The sequence below is a fragment of the Pseudomonas sp. C5pp genome (genome assembly GCF_000814065.1).
Classification (GTDB): domain Bacteria; phylum Pseudomonadota; class Gammaproteobacteria; order Pseudomonadales; family Pseudomonadaceae; genus Aquipseudomonas; species Aquipseudomonas asiatica.
Genome location: NZ_JWLN01000028.1, coordinates 1 through 15,711 on the forward strand (window position 1 = coordinate 1; position 15,711 = coordinate 15,711).

Below are 15,711 nucleotides of genomic sequence, written 5' to 3' on the forward strand. Positions count from 1 at the left end.
CGTAGGAGCGACGCAGCTCGCGATGCGCCGCGCGCGGCGCTCGACCTACCACACACCCACAAACCTCGCGCCATCCACTTACATGCTGCAACCCTAAACCCCACCGGTATCCGCCCAACGCAACTACGCTACGACCATACGCCCGTGCTCAAGGATGAACACAATGCTCAAACCCCACGGCCACCGGCTTCGCCATGCACGATGCTCGGTACCAGGCAGGCTTTACCTGCTGACAACCGTTACCCACCAACGCCGACCTTTGTTTCAAAACTTCCACTATGCCCGCCTGGCTATCCACAACATGCGCCACGCAGAACAGAGACAGCACTGTCATTCTCTAGCGTGGGTAGTGATGCCAGACCACGTGCATTGGCTGCTCGAATTGAAAAACACGACGCTTGGCACACTGATGCAACGGTTCAAGTGCCAGTCCAGCAGAGCATTGCACAAGGCCGGGGCGAAGGCGTCGCCGATCTGGCAAGCAGGTTATTACGACAGGGCCTTGCGCCGGGACGAGGATATTATCAAGGTAGCCAGATATATCGTGGCCAATCCGATTCGGGCGGGGCTGGTTAACAGGGCCGGCGATTACCCGCATTGGGATGCGGTTTGGCTTTGAGGGGGGGGGGGTGGCGGTAGAGCGGGAGGGTTTGACGGTGGAGTGTCTGCGCCTGTCAATCGAGCGCCGCCCGCGCGGCGCATCGCGAGCTGCGCTCGCTCCTACGTTTGTTTCGGCCAGTCGCGCGGGTGGCGCTCGATCTGCCAGACGCCACATAACCCACGACGAACAACACAAACCTGAATCCACGCCAAAAAAAAAGGGCGACCCGAGGGTCGCCCTTTTTTACCGATCAAACAGAACTCAGTTCTGCTTGGCCATTGCTTCGCGCAGCAGCGCAGCCATGGTGGTGTCGGCAGCCGCTTCCGGAGCGTTTTTCAGGCTCTGGATGGCTTCGCGCTCTTCAGCATCGTCCTTCGACTTGATGGACAGGCTGATAACGCGGGACTTGCGGTCAACGCTGATGATCTTGGCTTCGATCTCTTCGCCTTCCTTCAGGACGTTACGCGCGTCTTCAACGCGGTCACGGCTGATTTCGGAAGCTTTCAGAGTAGCTTCGATGTCGTCGGCCAGGGTGACGATGGCGCCTTTGGCGTCAACTTCTTTCACGATGCCCTTGACGATAGCGCCCTTGTCATTGACAGCAACGAAGTTGGAGAACGGATCGTCTTCCAGCTGCTTGATGCCCAGGGAGATGCGCTCGCGCTCTGGGTCGACCGACAGGATGACGGTTTCCAGCTCGTCGCCCTTCTTGAAACGACGTACGGCTTCTTCGCCGGTTTCGTTCCAGGAGATGTCGGACAGGTGAACCAGGCCGTCGATGCCGCCGTCCAGACCAATGAAGATACCGAAGTCGGTAATCGACTTGATGGTACCGGTGATCTTGTCACCCTTGTTGAACTGGCCGGAGAAGTCTTCCCATGGGTTGGACTTGCACTGCTTGATGCCCAGGGAGATACGACGACGCTCTTCGTCGATGTCCAGAACCATGACTTCCACTTCGTCGCCAACCTGAACGACTTTCGACGGGTGGATGTTCTTGTTGGTCCAGTCCATTTCGGAAACGTGCACCAGACCTTCAACGCCTTCTTCCAGCTCAGCGAAGCAGCCGTAGTCGGTCAGGTTGGTAACGCGAGCCTGTACGCGAGTACCTTCTGGGTAACGGGCAGTGATAGCTACCCACGGATCTTCGCCCATCTGCTTCAGACCCAGCGAAACGCGGTTGCGCTCACGGTCGAACTTCAGAACGCGTACGTCGACTTCGTCGCCAACGTTAACGATTTCCGATGGGTGCTTGATGCGCTTCCAAGCCATGTCGGTGATGTGCAGCAGGCCGTCGATACCGCCCAGGTCCACGAAGGCGCCGTAGTCGGTGAGGTTCTTGACGATACCTTTGACTTGTTGGCCTTCCTGCAGGGTTTCCAGCAGGGCTTCGCGCTCGGCGCTGTTCTCGGCTTCCAGCACGCTGCGACGGGAAACGACAACGTTGTTGCGCTTCTGGTCCAGCTTGATGACCTTGAATTCCAGCTCTTTGCCTTCCAGGTGGGTGGTGTCGCGCACTGGGCGGACATCAACCAGGGAGCCCGGCAGGAACGCACGGATGCCGTTAACGTCGACAGTGAAGCCGCCCTTAACCTTACCGTTGATAACGCCCTTGACCACTTCTTCGGCGGCGAAAGCTGCTTCCAGAACAATCCAGCACTCGGCGCGCTTGGCTTTTTCACGGGACAGCTTGGTTTCGCCAAAGCCGTCTTCGACCGCGTCCAGCGCAACGTGAACTTCGTCACCGACCTTGATGGTCAGCTCGCCAGCTTCGTTGTAGAACTGCTCGAGCGGGATGACGCCCTCGGACTTCAGGCCAGCGTGTACGGTAACCCAGTCGCCGTCGATGTCGACAACGATACCGGTGATGATGGCACCCGGCTGAAGATTGAGGGTTTTCAGGCTTTCTTCAAAGAGTTCTGCAAAGCTTTCGCTCATTTTAATTCCTGTAGATTCGGGCGAAACAGACGCCCATAGCCACATTCCAGACAATGTGGGTTTGTTTTAAGTAAAGGAAAGCCTGCAGGACGTTGACTGGTGCCCCTGCCTGCTTTCCTGGCTATCAGAGAAGGTCGCGCAGTGCGATCTCGCTCCTGATACGTTGCAACACCTGCTCGATGGACAACTCGGTAGAGTCCAACTGAATGGCATCGACCGCTGGCTTCAGCGGGGCCACTGCACGTTGGGTGTCGCGCTCATCACGCGCACGAATCTCATCCAGCAGACTCGACAGACTAACATCTTCACCCTTGCCCTTCAACTGCAGGTAGCGGCGACGCGCCCGCTCCTCCGCGCTGGCGGTGAGGAAGACTTTCAACGGCGCGTCCGGGAACACCACGGTGCCCATGTCGCGGCCGTCGGCTATCAGGCCAGGCGCCTCGCGGAATTCGCGCTGACGCACCAACAGCGCATCACGCACGGCCGGCAGCGAAGCAACCATCGAGGCACCGGCACCAACGGTCTCGGTGCGGATGACGTTGCTGACGTCCTCGCCCTCGAGGATGATCTGTTGCAGCTTACCGGGCTCGGCGGCGATGAACTGCACATCCAGATGGGCGGCAAGCTTGGTCAGCAGCTCTTCGTTGGTCAGGTCGACGCCGTGGTTGCTGGCGTTGAACGCCAGCAGACGGTACAGCGCGCCAGAGTCCAGCAACCTCCAGCCCAGTTCGCGGGCCAGCAGCCCGGCGACCGTGCCCTTGCCCGAACCGCTTGGCCCGTCGATGGTGATGACCGGCGCCAGGGCACTCACGACTTGCCCTCTTCGGCCACGCGGATGCCCACTTCGGCGCACAGCGCCAGGAAGTTGGGGAACGAGGTTGCGACGTTGGCGCAGTCATGGATGCGGATCGGCGCGCTGGCGCGCAGCGAGGCAACACTGAAGGCCATGGCGATACGGTGGTCACCGTGGCCATGCACTTCGCCGCCGCCCAACTGGCCGCCGTCGATGATGATGCCATCCGGGGTCGGCTCGCACTTGATGCCAAGGGTGATCAGGCCGTCGGCCATGACCTGGATACGGTCGGATTCCTTCACCCGCAACTCTTCGGCACCACGCAGCACGGTACGCCCTTCGGCGCAGGCAGCGGCGACGAACAGCACCGGGAACTCGTCGATGGCCAGTGGCACCAGCTCTTCAGGGATGTCGATACCCTTCAGCTTGGCACCGCGCACACGCAGGTCGGCCACCGGTTCGCCGCCGACTTCACGCTGGTTTTCCAGGGTGATGTCGCCGCCCATCAGGCGCAGGATGTCGATCACGCCGGTACGGGTCGGGTTGATGCCAACGTGCTCCAGCACCAGCTCGGAGCCTTCGGCGATGGACGCTGCCACCAGGAAGAACGCCGCCGAGGAAATGTCGGCCGGTACTTCGATACGGGTAGCAGTTAGCTTACCGCCGGACTGCAGCGAGGCCACCGGGCCGTTGCTTTCGACGCTGTAGCCGAAGCCGCGCAGCATGCGCTCGGTGTGGTCACGGGTTGGTGCAGGCTCGGTGACGGTGGTCTTGCCTTCGGCGTACAGGCCGGCCAGCAGCAGGCAGGATTTGACCTGGGCACTGGCCATCGGCAGCGTGTAGGTCAGCGCCTTGAGCTTGTGGCCACCGCGGATGGTCAGCGGCGGGCGGCCTTCAGGGCCGGTCTCGACCACGGCACCCATTTCGCGCAGCGGGTTGGCCACACGGTTCATCGGGCGCTTGGACAGCGAAGCGTCGCCGGTCATGGTCACGTCGAACGGCTGGCCGGCCAGCAGGCCGGACAGCAGGCGCATCGAGGTACCCGAGTTGCCCACGTAAAGCGGCCCGGGTGGCGGCTTGAGGCCGTGCAGGCCGACGCCGTGAATGGTCACGCGACCGTGGTTCGGGCCTTCGATGACCACACCCATGTCACGGAATGCCTGCAGGGTCGCCAGCGCGTCCTCACCTTCGAGGAAGCCTTCGACCTCGGTGGTGCCTTCGGCCAGCGAGCCGAGCATGATCGAGCGGTGGGAAATCGACTTGTCGCCCGGTACGCGGATTCGCCCGGACAGGCGGCCACCCGGTTGGGCCAGGAAAATCAGATCGTTGGCGTTCATAGCGTCCACATAGGCCCGGCGGGCCAGGATTTTACTGAAATGCTCGCGGGCAACGCGTGCGCGGGTGAATACACCCAGCAGCTGGTGCCCGTCCCCTTCAGCGATCGCGTCGCGCAAGGCGTCGAGATCGCTGCGATATGTATCAAGCGTGCGCAGGACAGCGTCGCGGTTGGCGAGAAAGATGTCATGCCACATGGTCGGGTCGCTGCCAGCGATTCTCGTGAAATCGCGGAAGCCTCCCGCAGCGTACCGGAAGATTTCGAGGTTTTCATTGCGCTTGGCCAGTGAATCGACCAGGCCGAAGGCCAGCAGATGCGGCAAATGACTGGTGGCGGCAAGCACTTCGTCGTGGCGTTCGACCGACATGTGCTCCACATCGGCGCCCAGCTCGCGCCACAAGCGGTCGACCAGGGCCAGGGCGGCCGGGTCTGTTTCGGCCAGCGGCGTGAGGATGACCTTGTGCCGGCGGAACAGGGTGGCGTTGGAGGCCTCTACCCCGCTCTGCTCGGAGCCGGCGATGGGGTGGCCGGGGACGAAGCGCGGCAAGCGCTCCCCAAAGACCGCCCGCGCCTCACGCACGACGTTGCCCTTGGCGCTGCCGACGTCGGTGATGACGGCAGCGCCAAGGTCGAGCTTGGCCAGGCGGGCCAGGACTTTTTCCATGGCCAGGATCGGCACGGCCAACTGGATGACATCGGCACCGACACAGGCGGCGGCAAGGTCTTCTTCGCAGCGATCGACCACGCCCAGGGCCACGGCCTGCTTGCGCGAGGGGGCGTCCAGGTCGACACCGACCACTTCGCGGCACAGGCCGCTTTCACGCAGGCCCTTGGCGAACGAGCCACCGATCAGGCCGAGGCCGACCACGACCAGGCGGTTGATGATTGGCGCGGGTTTGGTTGTTACTGCTTTTACCACTGGTGCGAACCCTGTTCAGAAATCTAGACAGCCTGTGAGGGCCATTGGGGCTGCCTTGCAGCCCATCGCGGCACAAGGCCGCTCCTACAGGGGCCAGTACAGTTTCGAGGCCTGCACAATACCTGTAGGAGCGGCCTCGTGTCGCGATGGGCCGCACAGCGGCCCCGGCAATCTTCGATCAAAGCACCGCCTTCGGATACGACCCCAGCACCTTCAGCGCCACAGCCTCCTGGCTGATCTGCTCGAGCACCGCCTTGATCAGCGGGTCGCGGTGGTGGCCGACGAAGTCGATGAAGAACACGTAGGTCCACTTGCCGCTACGCGACGGGCGGGTCTCGATGCGAGTCAGGTCGATGCCGTTCTGGTGGAACGGTACCAGCAGCTCGTGCAAGGCACCCGGCTTGTTGCTCATCGAAACGATGATCGAGGTCTTGTCGTCGCCGGTCGGCGGTACTTCCTGGTTACCGATCATCAGGAAGCGCGTGGAGTTGTCCGGGCGGTCTTCGATCTTCTCGGCCAGGCGAGTCAAACCGTACAGGTTGGCCGCCATGTCGCCGGCGATGGCCGCCGAATTCCACTCGCCCTTGACCCGCTTGGCGGCCTCGGCATTGCTCGACACGGCCACGCGCTCCACGTTCGGGTAGTGCGCGTCCAGCCACTTGCGGCACTGGGCCAGCGACTGGGCGTGGGAGTAGATGCGGGTGATGCTGTCGGTCTTGGTGTTCTCGCCCACCAGCAGGTGGTGGTGGATGCGCAGCTCGACCTCGCCGCAAATCACCATGTCGTGCTCGAGGAAGCTGTCCAGGGTGTGGCTGACCGCGCCTTCGGTGGAGTTTTCCACCGGCACAACGCCGAAGTTGACGGCACCAGCCGCCACTTCGCGGAACACTTCGTCGATGGCCGCCATCGGCCGGCTGATCACCGCGTGGCCGAAGTGCTTCATGGCCGCAGCCTGGGTGAAGGTACCTTCAGGGCCGAGGTAGGCGATTTTCAGCGGCTCTTCCAGGGCCAGGCACGACGACATGATTTCGCGGAACAGCCGCGCCATCTCTTCGTTGTCCAGCGGCCCCTTGTTGCGCTCCATCACGCGCTTGAGCACGGCGGCTTCACGCTCGGGGCGGTAGAACACCGGCTTTTCGCCTTCCGCCAGCGAGGCGGTCTTGACCTTGGCCACTTCCTGGGCGCACCGGGCGCGCTCGCTGATCAGCTCGAGGATCTTCTCGTCGAGGCTGTCGATGCGAACGCGCAACGCCTTCAGTTCGTGCTCGGACATCAGCCGTGCTCCTTCTCGAATTCGGCCATGTAGGCCACCAGGGCTTCGACCGCTTCAAGGCCCAGGGCGTTGTAGATGGAGGCGCGCATGCCGCCTACCGAACGGTGGCCCTTGAGGTTGAGCAGGCCACGGGCATCGGCGCCGGCGAGGAAGGCCTTGTCCAGGCGCTCGTCAGCCAGGCGGAACGGCACGTTCATCCACGAACGGGCGTTGTGGCTGATCGGGTTGGTGTAGAACTCGCTGCTATCGATGAAGCCGTACAGGCGGTCTTTCTTGGCGCGGTTGCGCTGTTCCATGGCATCGACGCCACCCTGCTCTTTCAGCCACTCGAACACCAGGCCCGAGAGGTACCAGGAGTAGGTGGCCGGGGTGTTGTACATCGAGCCGTTGTCGGCCGAGACCTTGTAGTCGAGCATGGTCGGGCAGCTGCTGCGGGCGCGGCCCAGCAGGTCTTCGCGCACGATCACCACCACCAGGCCGCTCGGGCCGATGTTCTTCTGCGCGCCGGCGTAGATCAGGCCGTACTGCGACACATCGATCGGACGCGAGAGGATGTCGGACGACATGTCGACCACCAGTGGCACGTCACCGGTTTCCGGCACCCAGTCGAACTGCAGGCCACCAATGGTCTCGTTGGACGCATAGTGCACGTAGGCAGCGTTCTTGGTCAGCTTCCACTCGTTCTGGCCCGGGATGGCCAGGTAGTCGTAAGGCTTGGCGCTGGCGGCGACGTTGACGTTGCCGAAGCGGCGCCCTTCCTCGATGGCCTTTTTCGACCAGATGCCGGTCTCGATGTAGTCGGCGGTGCCGTTTTCCGGCAGCAGGTTCAGCGGGATTTCGGCGAACTGCTGGCTGGCGCCGCCCTGCAGGAACAGCACCTTGTAGTTGGAGGGGACGGACAGCAGGTCACGCAAGTCCTGCTCGGCCTTTTCGGCGATGGCCACGTAATCGTCGCTACGATGGCTCATTTCCATCACCGACAAGCCCTTGCCACGCCAATCCAGCATTTCGGCCTGGGCGCGCTGCAGAACAGCGTCAGGAAGCGCGGCAGGGCCTGCGCAGAAGTTAAAGGCTCGTTTGCTCACATCCACTCTCGCTCTGCCAAATGGTACAAATTCGTTTCTTGCAGGCCTCGCATCGCTCTTGTAGGAGCAGCCTTGTGCTGCGAATGGGACGCGTAGCGGCCCCGGCTATCCATGCGTTGACGCTGAAATCCCGGGCCGCTTCGCGTCCCATTCGCAGCACAAGGCTGCTCCTACAAAAAACCGCCTGCCCCTTCAGGGCCTGCCATTGCCTGCTGTAATCAGTCAAACGGGGCGACCTTGGTCGCCCCGCTCGGGTTTTACGCTTGCTTACTCCTGCGGGGCCTCTTCGGCGCCAGCAGCTTCTTCGTTGTCTGGCACTTCAGCCTCGACACCCTCTTCGTCCGCCTCGATCCCATCATCGAGTTCGTCCTCGGAAGGCTCCTGGATACGCTCCAGGCCCACCAGTGTCTCGTCGGCAGCCAGCTTGATCAAGGTCACGCCCTGAGTGTTGCGGCCCAGGCTGGACACCTCGCCAACGCGGGTACGCACCAGCGTGCCCTGGTCGGAGATCAGCATGATCTCCTCACCTTCCTGCACCTGGATGGCACCGATCAGCAGACCGTTGCGCCCCTTGGTGCCCATGGCGATCACACCCTGGCCACCACGGCCGCGACGCGGGAACTTGGACAGCGGAGTGCGCTTGCCGAAGCCACGCTCGGACGCGGTGAGGATCTGCGCGCCAGATTCCGGGATCAGCATGGAGATGATCTGCTGGCCCTTGCCCAGCTTCATGCCGCGCACGCCACGGGCGTTACGGCCCATCTCGCGCACCACGCTTTCAGCGAAGCGGATCACCTTGCCGGCGTCGGAGAACATCATGACTTCCTTGGCGCCGTCGGTGATGGCCGCGGCGATCAGGGTGTCACCTTCCTTCAGCTTCAGGGCGATCAGGCCGTTGGAGCGCGGACGGGCGAACTGCACCAGCGGGGTCTTCTTCACGGTACCCGAAGCGGTGGCCATGAAGATGTAGGCGCCGGTCGGCTCGGCCACCCATTCAGGGGTGTCGCCGTCTTCCTCGTCCACTTCCTCGGCCTCGACCACTTCGCCTTCGAGCACGGTGTCCTCCGCGTCCTCCAGCTCTTCGTCGGCGTCAGCGTTCTGCTGCAGGGCCTCGAGGTCGATCTGCAGCATGGCGGTGATGCGTTCACCTTCCTCCAGCGGCAACAGGTTGACCAGCGGGCGGCCGCGGGCGGCGCGGGACGCTTCAGGGATGTCGTAGGTCTTCAGCCAGTACACCTTACCCTTGCTGGAGAACAGCAGCAGGGTGGCATGGCTGTTGGCAACCAGCAGGTGCTCGACGTAGTCCTCGTCCTTCACCCCGGTAGCCGACTTGCCTTTGCCGCCACGGCGCTGGGCCTGGTAGGCGGACAGCGGCTGGGTCTTGGCGTAGCCGCCGTGGGAGATGGTCACCACGCGCTCTTCTTCCGGGATCATGTCGCCGTAGTTGAGGTCGTGGCGCGCATCGAGGATTTCGGTACGGCGGGCATCGCCATATTCGGCGCGGATGGCTTCCAGCTCTTCGCGGATCACTTCCATCAGGCGCTCGGCGCTGCTGAGGATGCGGATCAGTTCGCCGATCTGCTCGAGGATTTCCTGGTACTCGGCCAGCAGCTTCTCGTGCTCCAGGCCGGTCAGGCGGTGCAGGCGCAGGTCGAGAATGGCCTGGGCCTGTTCCGGCGACAGGTAGTACTTGCCTTCACGCAGGCCGTACTGCTCCGGCAGGTCCTCGGGGCGGCAGGAATCGGCGCCGGCGCGCTCGACCATGACCTGCACGGCACTGGATTCCCAGGCAGTGGAGATCAGGGCTTCCTTGGCCTCGGACGGGGTCGGCGAGGCCTTGATCAGGGCGATGACCGGGTCGATGTTGGACAGCGCGACCGCCTGGCCTTCGAGGATATGGCCGCGCTCGCGGGCCTTGCGCAGCTCGAACACGGTACGGCGGGTCACCACTTCACGGCGGTGACGCACGAACGCTTCGAGCAGGTCCTTGAGGTTGAGCAGACGCGGACGGCCGTCGACCAGGGCCACCACGTTGATACCGAATACGCTCTGCAGCTGGGTTTGCTGGTAGAGGTTGTTGAGCACCACTTCCGGCACCTCGCCGCGACGCAGCTCGATGACGATGCGCATGCCGTCCTTGTCGGACTCGTCGCGCAGCTCGGTGATGCCTTCGATCTTCTTCTCTTTGACCAGCTCGGCGATCTTTTCGATCAGGCGTGCCTTGTTCAGCTGGTACGGCAGCTCGGTAACCACGATCTGCTGGCGACCACCGACCTTGTCGATGTCTTCGATCTCGGAACGGGCGCGCATGTAGATGCGGCCACGACCGGTACGATAGGCCTCGATGATGCCCTGGCGGCCGTTGATCAGGCCGGCAGTCGGGAAGTCGGGGCCAGGGATGTGCTGCATCAGCTCATCGATGGTGACTTCGGGGTTGTCGATGAGTGCCAGGCAGCCATCGATGACCTCGCCGAGGTTGTGCGGCGGGATGTTGGTCGCCATGCCCACGGCGATACCGCTGGAACCGTTGACCAGCAGGTTGGGAATACGGGTCGGCATGACCGCCGGGATCTGCTCGGTGCCGTCGTAGTTGGGCACCCAGTCGACGGTCTCCTTGTGCAGGTCGGCCAGCAGCTCGTGGGCCAGCTTGGCCATGCGCACTTCGGTGTATCGCATGGCTGCGGCGTTGTCGCCGTCCACCGAACCGAAGTTGCCCTGGCCGTCGACCAGCAGGTAGCGCAGCGAGAACGGCTGGGCCATACGCACGATGGTGTCGTAGACCGCGGTGTCGCCGTGCGGGTGGTACTTACCGATCACGTCACCGACCACACGGGCGGATTTCTTGTACGGCTTGTTCCAGTCGTTGCCCAGTTCGCTCATCGCATAGAGAACGCGACGATGCACGGGCTTCAAGCCGTCACGCGCATCGGGCAGCGCTCGCCCGACAATCACGCTCATCGCGTAGTCGAGGTAAGACTGTCTCAGTTCGTCTTCGATATTGACCGGGAGGATTTCTTTGGCCAGTTCGCCCATGAGAAGCCTGATTCCTTTTTCTGGTGAAACTTCGCAGCTCCATCAAGGGCCGAACGAAGCTCGCCGCCGCAGCGCATAAGGGTGCGACGACTTACGACAAATCAATGAGTTGTGCCATGGATCTGCGCAATGAAGGCCGCCGTGGTGGGCGGTCTTGGAAACTGCCGGATGTTATCACAAAGGCAGGGGCGGTGGGGAGATGTGGCAGGTGGCCTCACACGAGGGTAAATCTGGATTTTTTATAGCCTGTGCCGGCCTCTTCGCGGGTAAACCCGCTCCCACAGGTACACCACCGCCCTCAGACCTTGTGCTATCCCTGTGGGAGCGGGTTTACCCGCGAAGAGGCCGGCACAGGCACTACGAATATCAGTGCAGGCGCTTGCGGCAGATCAGTTGCGCCAGCTTGGCGGCATCCGGCCGCTCGACGATGCCGCGCTCGGTCACGATCACGTCGATCAGGTCGGCAGGGGTCACGTCGAATACCGGGTTGAACACCTCGACATCCGGCGCCACGCGGGTGCCGCCAATGTCCAGCAACTCGTCGGCAGCGCGCTCTTCCAGCGGGATGTCCTCGCCCGTGGCCAGGTTCAGGTCGATGCTGGTGCTCGGCGCCACCACCATGAACCGTACGCCGTGATGCATGGCGCTGACCGCCAGCTGATAGGTGCCGATCTTGCTGGCCACATCGCCGTTGGCGGCGATGCAGTCCGCGCCCACCACCACCCAGGTGATGCCCTTGCTTTTCATCAGGTGGGCCAGCGCCGAGTCGGCGCACAGGGTCACCGGGATGCCTTCGTTGGCCAGTTCCCAGGCAGTCAGGCGCGAACCATGCAGCCAAGGGCGGGTCTCGCCGGCGTATACACGCTCGACCATGCCCTCCAGGTAACCGGCACGGATCACCCCCAGCGCGGTACCGAAACCACCACAGGCCAGAGCACCGGCGTTGCCATAGGTGAGCAGGATCTGGGCGTTGCCCTGGTGGCGGCGGATCAGCTCGATACCGTGCTGGGCCATGGTCAGGTTGGCCTCGCGATCGCTCTCGTGGATGGCCACCGCCTCGGCCTCCAGTGCCGCCAGCACGTCTTCGTCCGGACGCAGGCGCTGCAGGCGCTCACGCATGCGGTTCAGCGCCCAGAACAGGTTGGCGGCGGTAGGGCGCGCTTCAGCCAGGACAAGGAAGTCTTCCTCCAGGTCCATTTCCCAGTCGCCGCCCTCGGCCAGCCGCTCTTCCAGGGCCAGCACCAGGCCATAGGCCGCGGCAATGCCGATGGCCGAGGCGCCGCGCACGGCCATGTCGCGGATCGCCGCTGCAACCTGCGCGACATTGTCGCAGGCCAGCCAGCACTCTTCCGACGGCAGCAGGCGCTGGTCGAGCAGGTGCAGGACGCCGCCCTGCCAGCGGATCCCGGTCACCTTCTCCGCCGCCAAAAGTCGCTCGCGCATCGCCTCTCCCCGTCGTTCGGATATCAAAAGCCGGCGATTATAGCGACCCTCGGGGCCGAGCGCTCGGGTATACTCCGGCGCAATTTTGCGAAGTTTCAGAGGACTGTTCTAATGAGCAACGTCGACCGCGCCGAAATCGCCAAGTTCGAAGCGCTGGCCCACCGCTGGTGGGACCGCGAAAGCGAGTTCAAGCCGCTGCACGAAATCAACCCGCTGCGCGTCAACTGGATCGACGAGCGCGTCAGCCTCGCCGGCAAGAAGGTGCTGGACGTGGGTTGCGGCGGCGGCATCCTCAGCGAGGCGATGGCCCTGCGCGGCGCTACGGTCACCGGCATCGACATGGGCGAGGCGCCACTGGCCGTGGCCCAGCTGCACCAGCTGGAGTCGGGCGTGCAGGTGGAATACCGGCAGATCACCGCCGAAGCCCTGGCCGAGGAAATGCCCGAACAGTTCGACGTGGTCACCTGCCTGGAAATGCTCGAGCACGTGCCCGACCCGTCTTCGGTCATCCGCGCCTGCTACCGCATGGTCAAGCCTGGCGGCCAGGTGTTCTTCTCCACCATCAACCGCAACCCCAAGGCCTACCTGCTGGCCATCGTCGGCGCCGAGTACATCCTGAAGATGCTGCCGCGCGGCACCCACGACTTCAAGAAATTCATCCGCCCGTCCGAGCTGGGCGCCTGGAGCCGCGTTGCCGGCCTTCAGGTGAAGGACATCATCGGCCTGACCTACAACCCACTGACCAAGCACTACAAGCTCAGCAGCGACGTCGACGTCAACTACATGGTCCAGACCCTGCGCGAGGAATAAACATGAGTTTGCGAGCAGTACTCTTCGACATGGACGGCACCTTGCTCGACACGGCGCCGGACTTCATCGCCATCTGCCAGGCCATGCTCGCCGAGCGCGGCCTGCCGGCCGTCGATGACAAGGTGATCCGCGACGTGATCTCCGGCGGTGCCCGCGCGATGGTCGCCGCGACCTTCGCCATCAGCCCGGAGGCCGAGGGCTTCGAAGCCCTGCGCCTGGAGTTCCTCGAGCGCTACCAGCGCGACTGCGCGGTGCACAGCAAGCTGTTCGACGGCATGGCCGAGCTGCTGGCCGACATCGAGAAAGGCAACCTGCTGTGGGGTGTGGTCACCAACAAGCCGGTGCGCTTCGCCGAGCCGATCATGCAGCAACTGGGCCTGGCCGAGCGTTCGGCGCTGCTGATCTGCCCGGACCACGTCAAGAACAGCAAGCCCGACCCCGAGCCGCTGATCCTCGCCTGCAAGACCCTCGGCCTGGACCCGGCCAGTGTACTGTTCGTCGGCGACGACCTGCGCGACATCGAGTCTGGCCGCGACGCCGGTACTCGCACGGCGGCAGTGCGCTACGGCTATATTCATCCAGAGGACAACCCCAACAACTGGGGCGCCGATGTGGTGGTGGACCACCCGCTGGAACTGCGCAAGGTGATCGACAGCGCGCTGTGCGGCTGCTGAACCCCGTCTAGACCGCAGCACAGCCCCTGTGGGAGCGGGTTCACCCGCGAATGCGTCAGCCCCGGCGCCAGCGGTGCCTGATCGTACGCATTCGCGGGTAAACCCGCTCCCACAGGGTACGGTGCCGCGCCAACGAACTCGAAGGACCTACCATGTTCGACTACACCGCCCGCCCCGACCTGCTGCAAGGCCGGGTCATCCTGGTTACCGGTGCCGGCCGCGGCATCGGCGCCGCTGCCGCCAAGGCCTACGCTGCGCTGGGCGCTACCGTGCTGCTGCTGGGCAAGACCGAGGCCAACCTCAACGAGGTCTACGACCAGATCGAAGCCGCCGGGCACCCGCAACCGGTAGTGATCCCGTTCAACCTGGAAACCGCCCTGCCCCACCAGTACGACGAACTGGCGGTGATGATCGAAGACCAGTTCGGCCGCCTCGACGGCCTGCTGAACAACGCTTCGATCATCGGCCCGCGTACGCCGCTGGAGCAGCTGTCGGGTGACAACTTCATGCGCGTGATGCACATCAACGTCAATGCCACCTTCATGCTCACCAGCACCCTGCTGCCGCTGCTGAAGCTGTCGGAAGACGCTTCGGTGGTGTTCACCAGCAGCAGCGTCGGACGCAAGGGCCGGGCCTACTGGGGCGCCTATGGCGTGTCTAAGTTCGCCACCGAGGGCCTGATGCAAACCCTGGCCGATGAACTGGAAGGCGTGGCACCGGTGCGCTCCAACAGCATCAACCCGGGCGCCACGCGCACGGCGATGCGGGCACAGGCCTACCCCAGCGAGAACCCGCAGAACAACCCGCTGCCGGAAGAGATCATGCCGGTGTACCTGTACCTGATGGGGCCGGACAGCAAAGGGGTGAATGGGCAGGCGTTCAACGCCCAGTAAGGCTTTTGCCTGTACCGGCCCTTTCGCGGGTGAACCCGCTCCCACAGGGTTATTCACCGCCCATGAGGGCAGCGCAGTACTTGTGGGAGCGGGTTTACCCGCGAAGAGGCCGGGACAGGAGAGCGATCAGCCCGCTGCCAACACCGGGCGCATGCGCCCCTGCTGGCGCCCTTCCAGCTGCATGCACCGTTCCAGGAACAGGTACATGCAGTCGTAGCTCTTGCAAATCGCCTTGCGCAGTTCATTGCGCAGCCCCAGGGTCGGGTTCTCGCCCGCCAGGGTGCAGATGATCTCCAGCGCCTCCCACGGGTGCGCGTCGTCATACTGGGCATGCATCTTCAGCCACTTCATCGCCCGCTTGCGCTGGTCCTCCGGGAAACCCAGCGCATAGGTGTCGGTGGAGCACACCACCGCCGACCATTCACCGGTCGCACCTTCGATGGCGTAGTTGGTCGCCGCCATGGAAATGGCCAGGTTCTCGGTGGCGCACACGCGCCAGCACCAGTCATTCAGGCCGTTCAGCTCTGGCGGCACTTCCTGGGCCTGCAGCTCGTGCAGGTGCACGCCATGCGCCTGGCACCAGTTCACCCAATAGTCGGCGTGGTTGAGCTCGACACGGATGTTGCGCATCAGCCAGCGCCGCGCCATGTCTTCGCCCTGGTGCCGGCCATAGCGGGTCTTGGTCAGGTTGTGGGCCATGTACAGCGAGAACTGCTCCACCACCGGCCAGCCACCAATCAGGTACTGGCGGATGGTCGATTGCTTCAACTGGCCATCGCGCAGGCGCGCGTAGAACTCATGCTCGACTACCCGGCGCTTGCTCTCGCGGCAGTCTTCAATCAGTTGCTGGGCCCATTGGGGGTAGCTGGCGGGATCCATCAAAGGCCCGATACGAACGAATGCGTCAATCACT

The 15,711-nt window shown here is 63.5% G+C and carries 12 protein-coding genes; 4 read left to right on the forward strand and 8 right to left on the reverse strand.

Annotated features, from left to right (window positions below):
- The first annotated feature begins 163 nt into the window (after window positions 1–163).
- On the forward strand, window positions 164–619 hold the full coding sequence (locus RR51_RS20720) for an REP-associated tyrosine transposase (RefSeq protein WP_039614560.1): 456 nt from the start codon (window positions 164–166) through the stop codon (window positions 617–619).
- A gap of 243 nt (window positions 620–862) precedes the next feature.
- On the opposite strand, the gene rpsA is transcribed toward RR51_RS20720, so the two are convergent.
- The 7 genes from rpsA to mtnA all read right to left on the reverse strand — a co-directional run bounded on the left by rpsA (window position 863) and on the right by mtnA (window position 12,421).
- Window positions 863–2,539 carry a 30S ribosomal protein S1 gene (rpsA, locus tag RR51_RS20725; RefSeq protein ID WP_003252673.1) on the reverse strand — a complete coding sequence of 559 codons (1,677 nt, stop codon included), beginning with the start codon at window positions 2,537–2,539 and terminating at the stop codon, window positions 863–865.
- Window positions 2,540–2,663: 124 nt separating this feature from the next.
- A complete protein-coding gene (gene cmk / locus RR51_RS20730; protein ID WP_003260862.1) occupies window positions 2,664–3,350 on the reverse strand; it encodes a (d)CMP kinase in 687 nt (228 codons plus the stop codon).
- On the reverse strand, window positions 3,347–5,554 hold the full coding sequence (locus RR51_RS20735; protein WP_039614590.1) for a bifunctional prephenate dehydrogenase/3-phosphoshikimate 1-carboxyvinyltransferase: 2,208 nt from the start codon (window positions 5,552–5,554) through the stop codon (window positions 3,347–3,349). Before RR51_RS20735 ends, cmk begins: the two co-directional genes overlap by 4 nt.
- Before the next feature lie 211 nt (window positions 5,555–5,765).
- A complete protein-coding gene (gene pheA, locus RR51_RS20740; RefSeq protein WP_013971453.1) occupies window positions 5,766–6,860 on the reverse strand; it encodes a prephenate dehydratase in 1,095 nt (364 codons plus the stop codon).
- Window positions 6,860–7,945, reverse strand: a complete 1,086-nt coding sequence (serC, locus tag RR51_RS20745; RefSeq protein WP_015269304.1) for a 3-phosphoserine/phosphohydroxythreonine transaminase — start codon at window positions 7,943–7,945, stop codon at window positions 6,860–6,862. Before serC ends, pheA begins: the two co-directional genes overlap by 1 nt.
- 267 nt (window positions 7,946–8,212) lie before the next feature.
- Window positions 8,213–10,978 (reverse strand): DNA gyrase subunit A, encoded by a 2,766-nt coding sequence (gyrA, locus tag RR51_RS20750; protein ID WP_039614562.1) that lies wholly within the window; start codon window positions 10,976–10,978, stop codon window positions 8,213–8,215.
- A gap of 366 nt (window positions 10,979–11,344) precedes the next feature.
- Window positions 11,345–12,421, reverse strand: a complete 1,077-nt coding sequence (mtnA, locus tag RR51_RS20755) for an S-methyl-5-thioribose-1-phosphate isomerase (protein WP_039614563.1) — start codon at window positions 12,419–12,421, stop codon at window positions 11,345–11,347.
- Window positions 12,422–12,532: 111 nt separating this feature from the next.
- On the opposite strand from mtnA, the gene ubiG reads away from it, so the two are divergent.
- From ubiG to RR51_RS20770, 3 genes are all read left to right on the forward strand, one after another.
- Complete coding sequence (ubiG, locus tag RR51_RS20760) at window positions 12,533–13,231, forward strand: bifunctional 2-polyprenyl-6-hydroxyphenol methylase/3-demethylubiquinol 3-O-methyltransferase UbiG (RefSeq protein WP_003260863.1); 699 nt, start codon at window positions 12,533–12,535, stop codon at window positions 13,229–13,231.
- A 2-nt stretch (window positions 13,232–13,233) separates the two neighbouring features.
- A complete protein-coding gene (gene mupP / locus RR51_RS20765) occupies window positions 13,234–13,905 on the forward strand; it encodes an N-acetylmuramic acid 6-phosphate phosphatase MupP (RefSeq protein WP_024086445.1) in 672 nt (223 codons plus the stop codon).
- Window positions 13,906–14,057: 152 nt separating this feature from the next.
- On the forward strand, window positions 14,058–14,798 hold the full coding sequence (locus RR51_RS20770; RefSeq protein ID WP_015269300.1) for a YciK family oxidoreductase: 741 nt from the start codon (window positions 14,058–14,060) through the stop codon (window positions 14,796–14,798).
- Between the two features lie 126 nt (window positions 14,799–14,924).
- Here the strand turns inward: RR51_RS20770 and RR51_RS20775 are convergent, their stop codons facing one another.
- A complete protein-coding gene (locus RR51_RS20775; RefSeq protein WP_015269299.1) occupies window positions 14,925–15,710 on the reverse strand; it encodes a TenA family transcriptional regulator in 786 nt (261 codons plus the stop codon).
- Window position 15,711: the final 1 nt, after the last annotated feature.

Coding starts and splice junctions, on each gene's coding strand:
- RR51_RS20720 (WP_039614560.1), top strand. CDS start 164: ATGCTCAAACCCCACGGCCACCGGCTTCGCCATGCACGATGCTCGGTA.
- rpsA (WP_003252673.1), bottom strand. CDS start 2,539: ATGAGCGAAAGCTTTGCAGAACTCTTTGAAGAAAGCCTGAAAACCCTC.
- pheA (WP_013971453.1), bottom strand. CDS start 6,860: ATGTCCGAGCACGAACTGAAGGCGTTGCGCGTTCGCATCGACAGCCTC.
- gyrA (WP_039614562.1), bottom strand. CDS start 10,978: ATGGGCGAACTGGCCAAAGAAATCCTCCCGGTCAATATCGAAGACGAA.
- mtnA (WP_039614563.1), bottom strand. CDS start 12,421: ATGCGCGAGCGACTTTTGGCGGCGGAGAAGGTGACCGGGATCCGCTGG.
- ubiG (WP_003260863.1), top strand. CDS start 12,533: ATGAGCAACGTCGACCGCGCCGAAATCGCCAAGTTCGAAGCGCTGGCC.
- mupP (WP_024086445.1), top strand. CDS start 13,234: ATGAGTTTGCGAGCAGTACTCTTCGACATGGACGGCACCTTGCTCGAC.
- RR51_RS20770 (WP_015269300.1), top strand. CDS start 14,058: ATGTTCGACTACACCGCCCGCCCCGACCTGCTGCAAGGCCGGGTCATC.